Annotated in this window: 16 protein-coding genes; 13 read left to right on the forward strand and 3 right to left on the reverse strand. The window is 34.5% G+C overall.

Features of this window, described 5'->3' with window-relative positions; all coding sequences use genetic code 11:
• Window positions 1–103: 103 nt before the first annotated feature.
• Window positions 104–385, reverse strand: a complete 282-nt coding sequence (locus ACQKIM_RS22480) for a hypothetical protein (RefSeq protein WP_427548291.1) — start codon at window positions 383–385, stop codon at window positions 104–106.
• The gene (locus ACQKIM_RS22485; RefSeq protein ID WP_427548293.1) at window positions 382–1,041 is read right to left on the reverse strand and encodes a hypothetical protein; all 660 of its coding nucleotides are present in this window, start codon (window positions 1,039–1,041) and stop codon (window positions 382–384) included. Before ACQKIM_RS22485 ends, ACQKIM_RS22480 begins: the two co-directional genes overlap by 4 nt.
• Window positions 1,042–1,365: 324 nt before the next feature.
• Between ACQKIM_RS22485 and ACQKIM_RS22490 the strand changes: the two genes are divergently transcribed.
• From ACQKIM_RS22490 to ACQKIM_RS22515, 6 genes are all read left to right on the forward strand, one after another.
• Complete coding sequence (locus ACQKIM_RS22490) at window positions 1,366–1,824, forward strand: VOC family protein (RefSeq protein ID WP_427548295.1); 459 nt, start codon at window positions 1,366–1,368, stop codon at window positions 1,822–1,824.
• A 30-nt stretch (window positions 1,825–1,854) separates the two neighbouring features.
• Window positions 1,855–2,607, forward strand: a complete 753-nt coding sequence (locus tag ACQKIM_RS22495; protein WP_427548297.1) for an SDR family NAD(P)-dependent oxidoreductase — start codon at window positions 1,855–1,857, stop codon at window positions 2,605–2,607.
• A 44-nt stretch (window positions 2,608–2,651) separates the two neighbouring features.
• On the forward strand, window positions 2,652–3,410 hold the full coding sequence (locus ACQKIM_RS22500; protein WP_427548298.1) for an SDR family NAD(P)-dependent oxidoreductase: 759 nt from the start codon (window positions 2,652–2,654) through the stop codon (window positions 3,408–3,410).
• A 70-nt stretch (window positions 3,411–3,480) separates the two neighbouring features.
• Window positions 3,481–4,530, forward strand: a complete 1,050-nt coding sequence (locus ACQKIM_RS22505) for a TRAP transporter substrate-binding protein (RefSeq protein WP_427548300.1) — start codon at window positions 3,481–3,483, stop codon at window positions 4,528–4,530.
• A gap of 83 nt (window positions 4,531–4,613) precedes the next feature.
• Window positions 4,614–5,096, forward strand: coding sequence for a TRAP transporter small permease (locus ACQKIM_RS22510; RefSeq protein ID WP_427548302.1), 483 nt, complete (start codon window positions 4,614–4,616; stop codon window positions 5,094–5,096).
• Complete coding sequence (locus ACQKIM_RS22515) at window positions 5,096–6,388, forward strand: TRAP transporter large permease (protein WP_427548304.1); 1,293 nt, start codon at window positions 5,096–5,098, stop codon at window positions 6,386–6,388. Before ACQKIM_RS22510 ends, ACQKIM_RS22515 begins: the two co-directional genes overlap by 1 nt.
• A gap of 57 nt (window positions 6,389–6,445) precedes the next feature.
• Here the strand turns inward: ACQKIM_RS22515 and ACQKIM_RS22520 are convergent, their stop codons facing one another.
• Window positions 6,446–8,104: a sigma-54 interaction domain-containing protein gene (locus ACQKIM_RS22520; protein ID WP_427548306.1), complete on the reverse strand. Its 1,659-nt coding sequence runs from the start codon at window positions 8,102–8,104 to the stop codon at window positions 6,446–6,448.
• A gap of 167 nt (window positions 8,105–8,271) precedes the next feature.
• On the opposite strand from ACQKIM_RS22520, the gene ACQKIM_RS22525 reads away from it, so the two are divergent.
• The 7 genes from ACQKIM_RS22525 to aroE are packed head-to-tail and all read left to right on the forward strand — an operon-like array spanning window position 8,272 to window position 15,953.
• Window positions 8,272–9,261: a thiamine pyrophosphate-dependent dehydrogenase E1 component subunit alpha gene (locus ACQKIM_RS22525; RefSeq protein ID WP_427548308.1), complete on the forward strand. Its 990-nt coding sequence runs from the start codon at window positions 8,272–8,274 to the stop codon at window positions 9,259–9,261.
• 18 nt (window positions 9,262–9,279) lie between these two features.
• Window positions 9,280–10,260 (forward strand): alpha-ketoacid dehydrogenase subunit beta, encoded by a 981-nt coding sequence (locus ACQKIM_RS22530; RefSeq protein ID WP_427548310.1) that lies wholly within the window; start codon window positions 9,280–9,282, stop codon window positions 10,258–10,260.
• A 12-nt stretch (window positions 10,261–10,272) separates the two neighbouring features.
• Window positions 10,273–11,559 carry a dihydrolipoamide acetyltransferase family protein gene (locus ACQKIM_RS22535; RefSeq protein WP_427548312.1) on the forward strand — a complete coding sequence of 429 codons (1,287 nt, stop codon included), beginning with the start codon at window positions 10,273–10,275 and terminating at the stop codon, window positions 11,557–11,559.
• A 15-nt stretch (window positions 11,560–11,574) separates the two neighbouring features.
• Entirely contained in the window at window positions 11,575–12,954 is a 1,380-nt protein-coding gene (gene lpdA / locus ACQKIM_RS22540; RefSeq protein ID WP_427548314.1) for a dihydrolipoyl dehydrogenase, read from the forward strand.
• 1 nt (window position 12,955) lies between these two features.
• Window positions 12,956–13,708 carry an SDR family NAD(P)-dependent oxidoreductase gene (locus ACQKIM_RS22545; protein ID WP_427548316.1) on the forward strand — a complete coding sequence of 251 codons (753 nt, stop codon included), beginning with the start codon at window positions 12,956–12,958 and terminating at the stop codon, window positions 13,706–13,708.
• Window positions 13,705–15,123: an aldehyde dehydrogenase family protein gene (locus ACQKIM_RS22550; RefSeq protein WP_427548318.1), complete on the forward strand. Its 1,419-nt coding sequence runs from the start codon at window positions 13,705–13,707 to the stop codon at window positions 15,121–15,123. The genes ACQKIM_RS22545 and ACQKIM_RS22550 overlap by 4 nt, the downstream gene beginning before the upstream one ends.
• An 11-nt stretch (window positions 15,124–15,134) precedes the next feature.
• Window positions 15,135–15,953: a shikimate dehydrogenase gene (aroE, locus tag ACQKIM_RS22555; protein ID WP_427548320.1), complete on the forward strand. Its 819-nt coding sequence runs from the start codon at window positions 15,135–15,137 to the stop codon at window positions 15,951–15,953.
• The last annotated feature ends 63 nt before the right edge of the window (window positions 15,954–16,016 follow it).

Genomic DNA, 16,016 nt, shown 5'->3' on the forward strand with positions numbered 1-16,016 from the left:
TTTTTTTATGAAAAAAATTTAAAACCGGTGAAATTTTACTGATCGTAAAATTTCACCGGCTTTTTAGTTTAGAGAAGGGTTTTGTCCCAGCCTCTTCTTTATTTTAAAATTTAAGCTTCGATAAACAGAATCGGATAGAGCGTTTGACATACATTGAACAAAAGAAAAGCAGTAGAGCTACGAGAAGGGCTAGAGGAATACTAAAAGCGACTGGAAGGTCAACGCCACTCCATAGGCTCATCTTAATTTGTTCAAGACCAGATGTTCGTAAAATGCCAGCTAATATTGACAATAATGCACTTAAAATCAAGCCTGCATAGAGGATTACTAATACAAAGAGGGCTAATGAGCAAAAAAAGCTTTGAATGATTTTTATAAATGTCACTCTTTTTCCCTCCGTATAATTTGTTGTACTTTTGAATTCGGAGCAATTGAATAACTTTCCGTATAATAAAGTGTTTTTATTCTGCAATTATTCCCTACGTTTACAATTTCCCCATCCACTATTTCTGCGTGCGTATACGACAAACGTACATTTTTCCCTTTTACATAATTACAATTTAATTTTTTCTTTAATAATGGAAGAATGGAAATCCTATCCTTATCTACCCAAATATCATCAGCACTCAGATCTTTAATCTCACTTTCACCAGACAATTTTAAAGCGAAACTTTTAGCATTTATTTTTGCTGCTTTCACAATACCAATTACATCTACAGATTCGGCCTCTAAACTTTGTTCAATGGTTAACTTTCCAGTGCTATTTAATTTTATTACTTTTCCATTGTTCAGCTTAAAGCTGCCAGCACTCGTAATTTCATTAATTTCACAATAATCTTTTAATCTGCATGATCCTGTACTGTTGAAAATTTGCGCTACTACACGGGAATGAAAAGAACTATGACCATGTGCAGAGATCTTTTTTAGCCGTATTTCTTGATGTAAAGCAACAGCTCCTCGAATATTTAATTGCTCACAGTCTGTAGCTAAATCTTTAATATTGCCATTTGTAAGGGTTACAGTGCGTAGTTTTTGAATCAAAAATATTCACCTCATTTTATTTTAATTATTTTATATTTTAATAATTGAAATATATATTAATTAAAATATATATAGCTTCATTTTGTCAAGAACTAATAATTTGCCTAAATATGCGCTAAATGAGTCCTCATATATTTTCTAGGAAATAAAAGTTAGGAAGCCTTAAAATGAAATGATGTTAAAAATCATCAAGTGATGATTTTTTGCAAATATTTTTATGGGTCATCTGGTGTTATTAATCTAAATGTACTAGCTATTCATCACGGTTTAAAATTGGCACGGTTTTTGCATGATATAAAAGTGAAGCAGAAAGGGGGGATAAATGTGAAGGGGAAAGTCACAGGTTTTATCCATAGTGGAATAACGGTAAAGGATTTAGAGATTTCTTTAGATTTTTATGTAAATAAGTTAGGTTTGGAATTAATCTCGAGACAAATTTCAAGTAATGAATATATTTCAGACATAGTTGAACTTGTCAATTTACAAGAGGTCAAAATTGCATTTATTAGAATTCCAGGAGGGAATGAAATAGAGTTACTTGAGTATGTTGGCATGGAAAGATATCCAGGAAATGTTCGTCCATGTGATTATGGATCAGGACATATTTGTCTAAAGGTTGAAGGAATAGAAGAAATGTACGAGCGTCTAAAATTGTCTGGAGTTCAATTTAGATCTAAAAAAATTGTAGAAATTACATTAGGTGCAAATAAGGGATCAAAAGCTATTTATATGTATGATCCAGATGGATATATTATTGAGCTGATGGAAAAGAGTACAAATTAATGAAAGCGAATTCAGTAAAGGGTGGAGTCTATGCAAAGTTTACAAGGTAAAAAAGCAATACTTACAGGTGGCGTTCAAGGTCTTGGGTTAGCAATGGTAAAAGGGCTTTGTGAATATGGTGTAGAGGTTTGCATTATTGATTACTCCAATGATGTAGAGAAAATTGCTAAAGATATGCAGAATGAAGGATTTTCTGTATACGGGGTACGAGCAGATTTGTCGAATTTAGAGAAAATTCCAGAAGTATTCCATGTAGCAGTCCAACTATTAGGCGGGGAATTAGATATTCTTGTAAATAATGCAGGAATCCATAAACCAATGCCTGCAATTGATTTACAAATTGAGGACTTCCAAAAAATCATTGATGTTAATGTCACTGCAATATTCGAATTAAGTAGACTGGCATATCATGAAATGTTGAAAAAGGGCGCTGGGAAAATAGTCAATATTGCATCTGTATTAGCTGTACAGGGCGGTTATAATGCATCTGCCTATTCTGCAAGTAAAGGAGCGGTTGCCCAACTGACAAAATCTTTATCCAATGAATGGGCTAAAAAGGGTATTAATGTAAATGCAATTGCTCCTGGGTATTATAATACAGCATTAAATCAATTTATTCTTGAAGATGAATCAAGATATCAATCACTAATTAGCCGTATACCTGCTGAACGGTTTGGCGAGCCGAATGAATTAGCAGGTGCTTTACAATTTTTATGCTCAGATAAATCAAACTATATCAATGGCATCCTCTTACCGGTAGACGGTGGATTTTTAGGAAGATAAAAATTGGGTGTTTAAACAATAATCCCAAGAAAGTGAGCAATTATATGGAGTTGAATCTAGCTAGAAAAAATGTATTGATTATTGGTGGTTCAAAGGGCATTGGACTGGAAATAGCTAAGAGGTTTATAGAAGAAAATGCGTGTGTTTCAATTGTTGGCCGTTCTATAGAGCATTTGAATGAAGCCAAACTGCAGTTAAAAAATGTTACAACCTATCAATCCGATATTACGAATAATTATGAGCGTGAAGGTCTAATCGAAAAATACATATTAGATCATGATCATATCGATATATTGATAAATAATGCAGGGGGAAGTAATGGCTCTAGTATATTAGAAACTCCCATGGAGAATTTCTATGAAGCATTTGAATTAAATTATTTTTCGATCGTACATCTTAGCAAGTTGGTTCTGAAACATATGAAAAAACAAGGAAGAGGCAATATTATTAACATTTCTTCTATTTATGGTAGGGAAAGTGGAGGCAAGGCAACCTACAATAATTCAAAGGCAGCATTAATTAGTTTCACGAAAGCATTAGCAAGCGAAGTCGTTAAATACGGTATAAGAGTTAATAGCATTGCACCTGGTAGTGTTTATCATGAAAGTGGCGTTTGGGGAAGGCTAACAAGAGAAAATCCTTATAAAATTGAAGAGTTTGTAAAAAATGATATTCCAGCAGGCCGTTTTGGTAAACCAGAAGAAATTGCAGATGTAGTCGTTTATTTGTCGTCTGAAAAAGCTTCTTGGATTGTTGGTGCAACCATTAATGTAGACGGTGGACAATCTAAAATGAATTTTTAATTCTGTAGAAATAAACAATTATTATCAAAATAATTGAATTGATTTTGTAAAAAAATAGGAGGATTATACTATGAAAAATAAAAATGTACTAAAAAAATTAATGTTATCAATAATGGCGTTGTCGTTAATATTTTTAGCAGCGTGTTCAAGCAACAGTGGAAAAGAATCAGCATCAAATGGTAAAGCAACTACGATAAAAATGGCCAACCAAGTTGATGCAAATAACTTTTTAAATTTAGGATATGAGAATTTTAAGGATACCATTGAAGAGAAAAGCAACGGTGATGTAAACGTTGAAATTTATAATGGCGGTACATTAACAACTTCTGATGAAACAACAGCGGAATTATTGCAAAACGGTACAATTCAACTGTCAACAACATCGGCATACGGTATTGCGAATTCAATTGGTGCAAATGCTTTTAATATTTTCGATGTACCATTTTTATTTGATAGCCGTGAACAATTTTACACTTTCCTAGAGGGAGAATATGGTGACCTATTAAAGAAAGAAGTTGCCGATAAATCAAATATGTATCTGCTTGGATTCATTGATTTAGGTTACTATAGCATTTTAAATGGTAAAACATCTGTTAAGGAACCCGAAGATCTAAAAGGTTTGAAGATTAGAAGCTCATCTGCAAATTTACATTTAAGTACCTTGAAGTCAATGAAAGCAAACCCAACACCAATGGCTTATAGTGAAGTGTTTACAGGGTTACAGCAAGGTACAATCGATGGTGTATCTACAACAACACCTTTAATTTACGGAGATCGCTTTTATGAAGTAAATAACCATTTTACAGCGACAAATCACATTTTATTATTACATGGTGTGCTAGTAAATAAGGATTTCTATGATGGTTTAAGTGAAGATATGAAAAAAACGTTAGATGAATCTGTAGCTTCCTATACAAAATACGCAATAGACCTTGTAACGAAAGCTGAAAAAGATGCCATCGAAGGCTTAAAAGATAAAGGTGTGGATGTAGTCGAATTATCTGAGGAAGAGAGAGAGAAATTTAAAGAAGCAACATCAAATGTTGCCAAAGACAACATGGATGCAATTGGTCAAGAAAATTATGAATTAGCTATTAAATTACTAGAGGAATTGAAATAATTTCCTGAGAAATAAAATTCAACATATTGCCCTTGTAATGAAACATATTGAAATTACAAGGGCACAAAAGGAGGGGACAAGCAATGGAGAAGCCTATGAAGAAATCAATTGAAGCTTATGCTAGCTTTGCAATTCTATTAATTATGACACTAGTCATGTTTGCCGCTGTGGTTTCAAGATATGTTTTTAACTCCTCAATTGTTTGGGCAGAAGAACTATCAAGATATTTGTTTGTTTGGTTTGTTTTTATTAGTGCAAGCTATGCTGTCATTACGAAAGCACATATTAGAGTAGAAGCATTGAATATGATTATCCCCAAAAAAATTCGACCATATGTCAACTTGATAGGTAGTTTTATATGGATGCTGTTCAGTTTATATATTTCGTATCTAGGCTTTCAATATGCAATTAATTTATACAAACAAAACGCAACTTCAGCAGCACTTAATTTGCCAATGGGGGTAGTCTATTTAGGGATTCCAATTGGGTATTTTTTAATGGCTATAAGAATTTTTGTAGTGGAGATATTAGATATTTTTGTAAAGAGAAAAGAGGGTGAGAAATAATGTTAGGGGCCATTGGAATTCTCACAATTGTATTTATTCTATGTCTATTAATAAATATCCCAATTGCAATTGCTTTAGCTATTTCTGCGTTAACTGTTGTTCTAATTGAAGGAACAATACCTATTTCATTTCTTATTCAAGCGACATTTACATCGAATGATTCGTTCTCATTATTAGCTGTACCATTTTTCATCTTAGCGGGTGAATTAATGAGTACAGGGGGGATTTCTAGAAGACTTATTGATTTCTTCAAATCAATGGTGGGCTCCTGGACAGGAAGCTTAGGTTTAATTACGATACTTGCAAGTTTAATTTTTGCAGCAATCTCTGGATCAGGTGCAGCAACGGTTGCTAGTATCGGCGGAATTATGATACCACACATGATTAACAGTGGTTATAAGAAACCATACGCCGCAGCATTAACAGCAAGTGCAGGTGCCCTCGGTCCTATCATACCACCAAGTATTGTCTTTATTTTCTACGGGATCATGGCAGGGGTATCAATTAGTGACTTATTTATCGCTGGTATTGTCCCGGGTTTATTAATTGCAGTGATATTAATCATCATTAACTATATTGTATGTAAAAAAGAAGGCTATGTGGACCAACAACCAGAGGAAGAAAAAATAGGTTTTTGGCGATCATTAAATGAAGCAAAGTTCGGATTATTAGCCCCTATTATTATTTTAGGTGGGATCTATGGTGGTATTGTAACGCCTACCGAAGCTGCGGTAGTAGCTGTTGTTTATAGCTTAATCGTAAGTATATTCATTTATAAAGAATTACGATTCAGTGATTTAATGGATGTATTTTTAAAGGCTGCCGTTACATCTGGTTCTGTCATGATTTTTGTTGGTACTGCAACGTTCTTCGGTAAAATTTTAACATTAGAGCAAGTACCACAATATATAGCTAATGGCATTTCAGATTTTACAACAAATCCGATTATCGTTCTAGTGTTAATTAACCTTTTCTTATTAGTTGTAGGAATGTTTATTGAAACTGTTGCAGCATTATTAATATTTGTACCATTACTATTACCAATCGTTATACCTTTAGGAGTAGATCCATTACATTTTGGAATGATCGTATGCTTTAACCTGACGTTAGGCTTATTAACACCACCATTAGGATTAAATCTGTTTATTGGGGCAAAAGTGGCAAATATACGTTTTGAAGAAACCTTTAAACATTTAACGCCTATTTTAGTCGCGTTGCTAATATTACTGGGGGTCATTACATTTGTGCCTCAATTAACATTATTTTTACCACAGTTATTATCTAGTAAATAAAATATTAAAGTTAAATATAAATGACCTCCGCTGTTTAAAAGCAGGAGGTCATTTTTTTTATGAATGGTTCTCTACTTTATATTTTTGTAGTTTTCTTACAAGTGTGGATTGATCTATTTTTAATGCAAGTGCTGCTTTTCTTATACTAGGATAAATTTTAATTGCTTCTCGAATAATACTTTCCTCAAAAGATTCAACCTGATCCTTTAACGGTAAATGATGGGTAATTAATGTATTACTATTTGATACTTGAATGTTATCGCTATTTAAGTTTAATTCCCGTTGTAAATCATCCATCGTAATTTCTGAATGTTGACTCATTAAAACAACTCGTTCTACGATGTTCTGTAACTCTCTGACATTCCCTGGCCATTTATAATTGACAAATGTTTCAAGCACTTCAGATGAAAAAGAACGGTTTAATCCATATTTAATATTTAAATTATTCGTAAAATGATAAATAAGAGGAATGATATCCTCTACTCTTTGCTCAAGCGGTGGAATTTTTATTGGGATAATATTAAGTCGATAGTATAAATCCTCTCTAAATTTCGTCTCTTCAATCATATCCGATAAATTCCTGTTTGTTGCAGCAATTACACGGACGTCTACTTGAATTGGCGTTGTACCGCCAATGCGTACAACTTCCCGTTCTTGAAGTATTCGTAATAGTTTTACTTGAAGTTGTAGTGGCATTTCTCCAATTTCATCTAAAAAAATTGTCCCATTATTAGCGGCCTCAAATAATCCAGCCTTACCTTTTTTTGTGGCACCAGTAAAAGAACCTGATTCATATCCGAATAATTCCGATTCAAGAAGAGACTCGGGGATTGCACCACAATTAATTTTAATCAATGGTCCGTCCTTGCGAATACTATTTCGGTGTATTAAATCTACTATTTTTTCTTTACCTACACCAGATGGCCCTTGAATTAATACGCCTGAATCAATTTGTGCAACTCTTAGAGCCCGGTCAATAACATCTTTCATTTGTGTAGAATGTGCAATAATTGAATATTTCGGGTCACTAATCCCTTTTAATTGTTGTAATTCTTCATGGATTCTTTGATTTTTAATTTCTAATTGTTGAATTTCTGTCTCTAAATTATTTAGCTGGGTTAAGTCACGAACATTATTCACAATTTTGATGATTTCGCCTTGCTTGTTTCTGATTGGAACGGCTGAAACTAAAACGCTTTTCCCTGTTTTAATCTTCTGACTTATTGTAATAGCACGATTCCCCTTGATAGCCTTTAATGATGCAGAAACATCAATAATTCCTTTGTCAACTAATGATTGTAGGTTTTTTCCTATACAAAATTCAGTTGAAAGCTCTGTAATTCTTTCATAAGCAGGATTCTGATACATAATCTTTCCTTTGGCATCAGAAATAACAATACCGTCGAATGATGAATTAATAACTTCATCAAGTTCTTTTTTTAAATTATCCAATTTATCAATTTCCTGATTTAAGCTAACGGATTCTGTTAGAGGTAATAAAAAAATTGTAAGCTTAGAAAAATCCTCAACATTGTTTAAAACATTTATCTCCAAGTTAGAATTCAACATACAAAAATACTTATAACCATTAGAAACTTGTTTTTTTATATCATCAAAAAACTTTTCATAAGTCTTGGCAGATTCATTACATACTAGAACATCTCTATTTTGATCCCACTCTATAACCCCAAGTATTTTTAATTGATTGTAAAACATTCATACTCCCCCTTAAGTAGACATGATGTAATAATTCATCACTTGGGCACAATTATACATCATTTTTTCTCTAGTTCGATGAGAAAATACTGGATTTTTGCATCGATAAAAGTTGGCATGCTTTTTGCATTAATAATTAGTGTAAATATTTTTAGGAGGTTCTAAATATGTCAAATGAATTATTATTTCAGGAATTAGGCTTAGACAAACAGGATTTAAAGAAAATGTTGTATGACATGATTCTCATCAGAAAGTTCGAAGAGACACTGAAACAACTATATCAACAAGGAAAAATTCATGGAACTATGCATCTATGTATTGGTCAAGAAGCCACAGCAGTAGGTGCTTGTTTCCCACTGAATAATGAAGATAAGATTACGAGCACACATCGCGGTCATGGACACAGTATTGCTAAAGGAACAGATGTTAAAAAGATGGTTGCAGAGCTACTTGGAAAGGTAACAGGCCATTGTAAGGGTAAAGGTGGTTCAATGCACATCGCTGATATGACAGTTGGGAATCTTGGTGCGAATGGTATTGTAGCAGCTGGTCTCCCGCTAGGTGTCGGCGCTGCTTTAACATCTAAAATGAAGGAATTAGGCTATGTAGTACTGTGCTTCTTCGGAGATGGTGCAACAAATGAAGGGGCGTTCCACGAATCTCTGAATCTTGCTTCAATTTGGAAGCTTCCTATAATTTTCTTCTGTGAAAATAATTTATATGGAATGTCAGGTTCTATTAAGGAAATGACAAATATAGAGTCCATTGCTGTCAGAGGATCGAGCTACGGAATTCCAAGCGAAACTATTAACGGTAATAACATTTTAGAGGTCATTAAAGCGACACAAGATGCAGTTGAACGTGCGAAACAGGGTAATGGTCCTACTTTAATTGAGGCAGAAACTTATCGATGGGAAGGGCATTCAAGAAGTGATGCTCGAAAATATAGAACGCGCGAAGAGGAGAAAGAGTGGAAGAAAGCAAAGGATCCAATCGAAGCCTTTAAGGAAGTTTTAATTTCAAATAATGTCATAAATGAAAACGAATTCATAGAGTTAAACGAAAAAGCTCAAAACCAAATGAAAGAAGCAGTTGAATACGCTGAAAATAGTGATGATCCAAGTTTAGATACTTTAATGACAGATATTTACGCCTAGGGAAAAGGAGAAATCAAGATGAGAGAAATTAGTTATTCAGAAGCTATTAAAGAAGCAATGACTCAGGTAATGCGTGAGGATAATGATGTATTTGTTATGGGTGAGGATATCGGGGTGTATGGCGGAGCTTTTGGTGTCACAAGTGGAATGATTGATGAATTTGGTCCTGAACGAATTCGTATTACTCCTATTTCAGAAGCAGCAATTAGCGGATGTGCTGTCGGCTCAGCAATGACAGGAATGCGCCCGATTTTAGAAATTCAATTTTCGGATTTTGTTGTAATTGCTATGGATAATATTGTAAACCAAGCGGCGAAAATGCGTTATATGTTTGGAGGAAAAGCAAAAGTTCCAATGGTAGTTAGATTACCAGCTGGCTCCGGTGCAGGATTTGCAGCACAACATTCACAGAGCTTAGAAGCTTGGATGACACATATACCAGGCTTAAAAGTTGTACAACCTTCTAATGCATACGATGCTAAGGGCTTACTAAAAGCTGCAATAAAAGATGACAATCCGGTTTTATTCTATGAGCATAAGATGCTTTATAACGTAAAAGGAAATGTTCCTGAAGAGTCTTATGAAATTCCTCTTGGCGTGGCAGATATTAAACGAGAGGGGAAGGACATTACTATTATTGCCACAGGTATGATGGTAAATCATGCGGTAGAGGCTGCACAACAGCTAGAACAAGAGGGAATTGATGTGGAGGTAATTGACCCACGGACACTTGTTCCGTTAGATGAAAAAGCGATTTTGGAATCTGTAAAGAAAACTGGAAGAGTACTAGTCGTTTATGAGGCAGTGAAAAGAGGCGGATTTGGTACAGAAATTATTAGTTTAATCGCAGAGAGTGATGCTTTTGATTACTTAGATGCACCGATTTTACGATTAGGTGGAGTAGAGGCACCAATACCGTACAACCCAAAACTTGAAAAAGCGGCAATCCCTCAAGTATCAGATATTTATCAAAAATGTTTAGAATTAATGAATAAATAGAGGTGAACTAAAATGGCAAGAGAAGTGGTAATGCCCAAATTAGGAGCAACGATGGAAGAGGGCATCATTGTTAGTTGGTTAGTAAATGATGGTGAATTTATCGAGGAAGGCGATCCCATTGCTGAAATTCAAACAGATAAAATTGTTCTAGAAGTAGAAGCTGAATCTTCAGGACATCTATTAAAAAAATTATATGATGCAGGTAGCACAGTAAAAGTACATGAAGTTATTGCCTATATGGGTGAAGAAAATGAGGCTATAGAACAAACTAAAAACTTCTCAGAATCTAAAGATAATAAATTGGAAGAAGTCAATGAGCAAGAAAAAGTGCGAAAAACACCTGCTGCCAACAAGATTGCAAAAGACAATGGGGTTGACCTTTCTCTTGTATCTGGAACAGGTCCGAATAGTCGCGTACAAAAACAGGATGTCGAAAATTACTTACAACAAGATATATCTAAAATCACGCCATTGGCACAAAAGATGGTTCAGGATCTAAAGATAGATGATAAAGATTTAATTGGCTCAGGACAGCACGGTAAAATAACGAAAAAGGATGTCTTGTCTGCTGTTACTAAGACAACATCAGCACAAGAGAGAGAATCTACACTGCTGACAAAAGTACCGTTAAAAGGCATGAGAAAAGTAATTGCAGAGCGAATGAGCGAAAGCTATTACACTGCACCGCATGTAACATTGACAACAGAAATCAATATGACGGAATGTGTAATTCTGCGTAAACAATTACTACCTGTCATTGAGAAAGAAACAGGATATCGATTATCCTTTAACGATTTAATTGTTAAAGCAGTTGCACATACATTATCTAAAAACAAAGCATTAAATATTTCATTACAGAATAACGAAATTCATTTTTATGAAGAGGTCAATATTGGATTTGCTGTTTCCCTAGATGAAGGTTTAGTAGTACCGGTAATTGAAAATACAGATCAAATAGGCTTAGCGGAGATTGTAAAAAGAAGTAAGGAAATAGTTTCAAACATAAAGAATGGAAAATTAAGTCCAGAGTATTTTGAAAATGGTACTTTTACGATTAGTAATCTAGGTATGTATGCTGTTGATTCATTTACACCAATTATTAATCAGCCACAGTCAGCAATTTTAGGTGTAGGAAGAATTGTGGAAAAGCCAATTGTAAAAAATGATGAGGTAGTTATAAATTCAATGATGCAATTATCACTATCGTTTGATCATCGGGTAATTGACGGAGCGCCGGCTGCTCAGTTTATGACGGACTTGAAAGAAAATCTAGAACATCCATTTAGAATGCTTGTATAAATCGAGGTGAGAATAATGACAACATTTGATGTAATCATAATTGGTGGAGGTCCCGGGGGATATGTTGCTGCATTGAGGGGGGCTAGTGAGGGACTAAGGGTTGCGCTTATAGAGGCTGGGCAGCTTGGTGGAACTTGCCTGAATCAAGGCTGTATCCCATCAAAAACCTATCTAAAAAATGCAGAAATACTAGAAGAAATTGAGCAAGGAAAGCAACGTGGGATTTTAGTAAAAGGCGTAGAATTTTCGATGGAGGGTATGGTTTCCTACAAAAATTCTGTCCTTAATAATTTAAGAATGGGTATCCAATCTTTATTAAAGGCTAGAAAAATAGAAGTATTTAATGGATTAGGATTAATAAAAAATTCTCAAGAGGTTGAAGTCATTTCAAATAATGAAAAGACTACTCTTTCAACAAAAAATATTATTATTGCAACAGGAAGCCGTCCACTTATTCCGAAAGTAGAAGGCTTAGAGAATGTGCAATATCATACAACAGATACAATTTTTGATCTTAAAACATTACCGAAATCTATGACGATTGTTGGTGGTGGGGTAATAGGCGTAGAGCTAGCAGATGTATTTAGCAGTTTAGGATCGAAAGTGACTATTATTGAATATAGCAACAGAATTATTGCTATGGAGGATGAGGAAGCCTCAAAAGCTTTACACAAAAAGCTTCACGATAAAGGAATTAATATTTTAACAGAACATCTCGTAACAAGTGTAAGTGAAGAAAATGGATTAAAGATGCTAGTGGTTGAGAAGAAATCAGGAGAGAAAGATGTCATTTCTTCAGAAGAGCTACTTATCGCAGTAGGGCGAACACCTAACGATTCTGCGACCAAGCAATTAGATCTAGCATATAATGGAGCATTTATTAAAGTTAACGACTATTTACAAACAAATATTTCAAATATTTATGCGGTCGGAGATGTAATAGGCGGATACCAGCTTGCTCACGTTGCAAGTGCAGAAGGGTTAACGGTCATTGAGAATATTTTAGGCAATCAAAAGAAAATGGATTATTCTATCGTGCCAAGATGCATTTATACAAATTTACAAATTGCAAGTATTGGTCAATCAGAAAATGACTTAAAAAGTAAAGGTATTGATTACACAGTTACTAAATATAATCTTTTTGGAAATGGAAAAGCTCAGACGCTAGGAAAAAAAGATGGCTTTGTCAAAGTATTCACAGATTCTAAATATGGTGAAATTTTTGGTATGTGTATGGTAGGTCCATATGTAACAGAATTAATTGGACAGGGAACAGCATATATGAGTCTTGAAGGTACCGTGTATGAAATGGCTGAGATGATTCAACCACACCCATCACTGTCTGAAATATTTATGGAAGTAGCTAATTTAAGTATTGGTAAAGGGGTTCATTAACATGACAGACATCACTGAACTTTTTAATCTAAAGGGAAAAAAAATAATTGTAACCGGTGGGGCTCAAGGAATTGGCCACGAATTTGTTAAGGCCTTTAAGCAGGCTGGAGCTGAAATTGTCGTTCTAGATATTTCTGATAAAGTAGCGTCACTTAACTCTTTAAATGTTGGCTATATTAAGTGTGACTTAATGGAAGTCGAGAAAATAAAACTATATTTTAAACAAGCTTTAGAGCTATTAGATGGAAAAGTAGATGTTCTTATCAACTGCGCAGGCATTATTAAACGTAGTCCAGCGGTGGATGTACCATTAGATACATGGCAAAAAATATTTAACTTAAATGTCCTATCTTTATTTGAATTAAGTCGATTAGCTGCAGTCGAAATGAAGAAATTTGGACAAGGTAAAATTATTAATCTAAGCTCAATTGTATCCATTGTTGGGGCGTACAATTCTTCACCTTATTCAGCAAGTAAGGGAGCAGTACTACAATTAACAAAATCATTATCTAATGAATGGGCTCAATATGGGATTCAAGTAAATGCCATTGCCCCAGGGTATATTTTAACAGATATGAATTCCGATATTTTACAGGATTCAGTACGTAAAAAAGAATTTGAGGATCGGATTCCATCTAAAAAATGGGGTGATCCTCAAGATATTGTAGGAACAGCTATGTTTTTGGCTACCAAAGCATCTGATTATGTTACAGGTATTTTAATCCCAGTCGATGGAGGTGTTTTATCACGATGAGAAAAAATTTATATATTGATGGACAATGGAGAGAAAGTGAAATATATAGCGAATTAAAGTCACCTTATTCACAACAAACGATTGCAAATATCGCCCAGGCTTCAACTGAACAGGTGGAAGAGGCAATCGATGCAGCGCAGGAAGCATTTAAAGTAATGAGAAATCTAACAGCGTATGAGCGCTCAAATATATTAGAACAGTTAGTAAATCTATTAATTGCTAATAAAGATAAAGCCGCTGAGATTATTTCATTAGAATCTGCGAAGCCTTTGAAATTTGCCATAGGCGAAGTAGAACGAACAATAGAAACTTATAAATTCGCGGCAGAAGAGGCAAAACGAATTTACGGTGAAGTTCTACCAATCGATGCTGCCAAAAATGGCGTGAATAAAATCGGATTAACAATTCGTGAACCATTAGGAGTGGTGGCAGCTATTACCCCTTTTAATTTCCCGATGAATTTAGTCGCACATAAATTAGGTCCAGCAATTGCAGCAGGTAATACAGTTGTGCTAAAACCAGCTTCCCAAACACCGTTATCATCCATATTTTTAGCGGAATTATTAAGTCAAACAGATTTACCTAAAGGCGCATTTAATTTGATAACTGGGAGTGGAAGAACAGTTGGAGATGTATTGGTAGAAAGTGAAAAAGTAAAGATGGTTACGTTTACGGGAAGTCCAGGTGTTGGATTAGGTATAAAACAACGTGCTGGACTGAAGAAAGTCTCCCTAGAACTAGGATCAAATGCAGGATTAATCATCGATCAACATACGGATATTGATGTAATAACTGATAAATGTGTGGTTGGGGCATTTTCAAATCAAGGACAAATTTGCATTTCATTACAACGCATTTATGTGCATGAAAGTATAGCAGAAGAATTTTTGCAAAAGTTTAAAGAAAAGGCTGAGAAATTGATATTGGGCGATCCGCTGAATATAACAACAGATATTTCGACGCTGATTAGTTTAGAGGACAATAATCGAGCACTAAGCTGGATTGATGAGGCAATAGCAGACGGAGCAAAATTAATTAGTGGGGGCCAAGTAGAAGCAAATATTTTAAAACCTACTATTTTAGCTGAAGTACCTTCGACATCAAAAGTATCATGCCAAGAAGTCTTTGCGCCAATCGTGACAGTAAATAAAATTAGTGCCGTTCAACAAGCTATTGATGCAATAAATGATTCCAGGTTTGGATTACAAGCTGGTATTTTTACAAATGATATTCAAAACGCTTCAAAAGCCATGCATCTATTAGAAGTAGGTGGAGTAGTTATCAATGACATTCCAACATTTAGGGTAGACCATATGCCGTATGGAGGTGTGAAAGAAAGTGGTAACTGTCGCGAGGGTGTAAAATATGCTATAGAAGAAATGACAGAGTTAAAGCTAGTTATTTGGAATCAATAACAATAGAGAGGGTGATACTTATTCAAGTCTATGGTATTTTGGGAAACCCCTTAGAGCACTCGCTTTCGCCTTTATTGCAAAATGAAACCTATAAAGAGAATAATATTCAAGCCTCGTTTCAAAAATTTGAAGTGGAGGATGATGGATTAAACAATATAATGATGCAATTAAGATCCAGTCGTGATGGGGGATTAATTATCACAATTCCCTATAAGGAGAAAGTGCTGTCATATATTGATGAATTAGATATTACTGCTAAAAATACAGGTGTTGTGAACATTATCCAAGCAGTGAACGGTAAGCTTATTGGATATAATTTTGATGGTCAAGCGTGGTTAGCAGGACTTTTACAAGAGTTTAACCTATCAAATTTGAATGGAATGAAAATTCTTTTGATTGGATTTGGAGGAGTAGCTAAATCCATCTACTTTGAGCTCCTGCAATTTGAAGATGTTGAAATTGATATAACAAATCGAACAGTAGATAAGGTGAAGAATACGATAGATAGACCGAATGTTAAGAGCTTATCCTATGAAGAAGCTGAACAGCAAACATTTAAATATGATGTTATCATTCAAACTACCCCTATAGGTATGTGGCCACATACAGATGCGATGCCTTTAAATATTGTACAGCTAAAAGAAAATGCAATTGTTTCGGATGTCATTTATAATCCCCAATATACAGCATTTCTTAAGCAAGCTAAAAATTTAGGAGCCCGTATACAAAATGGTATGACTATGCTAGTTATGCAAAATCACAAGGCAATAAAAATGTGGTTCCAGAAAGATATAGATTACAAGAAGATGGAAAATTTAACGAAAAAATAATGATCATCATTAAAAAAATTCCCCTTTAAATATATCAAAAGGTGAAGGAGAGCTTAACGGTTC

Source organism: Lysinibacillus sp. NPDC047702 (genome assembly GCF_050272555.1).
GTDB lineage: Bacteria > Bacillota > Bacilli > Bacillales_A > Planococcaceae > Lysinibacillus.

Excerpts from the sequence above, each read along its gene's own strand:
- ACQKIM_RS22495 (WP_427548297.1), top strand. The coding sequence starts at position 1,855 with ATGCAAAGTTTACAAGGTAAAAAAGCAATACTTACAGGTGGCGTTCAA.
- ACQKIM_RS22520 (WP_427548306.1), bottom strand. The coding sequence starts at position 8,104 with ATGTTTTACAATCAATTAAAAATACTTGGGGTTATAGAGTGGGATCAA.
- ACQKIM_RS22525 (WP_427548308.1), top strand. The coding sequence starts at position 8,272 with ATGTCAAATGAATTATTATTTCAGGAATTAGGCTTAGACAAACAGGAT.
- ACQKIM_RS22515 (WP_427548304.1), top strand. The coding sequence starts at position 5,096 with ATGTTAGGGGCCATTGGAATTCTCACAATTGTATTTATTCTATGTCTA.
- ACQKIM_RS22550 (WP_427548318.1), top strand. The coding sequence starts at position 13,705 with ATGAGAAAAAATTTATATATTGATGGACAATGGAGAGAAAGTGAAATA.
- ACQKIM_RS22535 (WP_427548312.1), top strand. The coding sequence starts at position 10,273 with ATGGCAAGAGAAGTGGTAATGCCCAAATTAGGAGCAACGATGGAAGAG.
- ACQKIM_RS22545 (WP_427548316.1), top strand. The coding sequence starts at position 12,956 with ATGACAGACATCACTGAACTTTTTAATCTAAAGGGAAAAAAAATAATT.
- lpdA (WP_427548314.1), top strand. The coding sequence starts at position 11,575 with ATGACAACATTTGATGTAATCATAATTGGTGGAGGTCCCGGGGGATAT.
- ACQKIM_RS22530 (WP_427548310.1), top strand. The coding sequence starts at position 9,280 with ATGAGAGAAATTAGTTATTCAGAAGCTATTAAAGAAGCAATGACTCAG.
- ACQKIM_RS22500 (WP_427548298.1), top strand. The coding sequence starts at position 2,652 with ATGGAGTTGAATCTAGCTAGAAAAAATGTATTGATTATTGGTGGTTCA.
- ACQKIM_RS22505 (WP_427548300.1), top strand. The coding sequence starts at position 3,481 with ATGAAAAATAAAAATGTACTAAAAAAATTAATGTTATCAATAATGGCG.
- ACQKIM_RS22510 (WP_427548302.1), top strand. The coding sequence starts at position 4,614 with ATGGAGAAGCCTATGAAGAAATCAATTGAAGCTTATGCTAGCTTTGCA.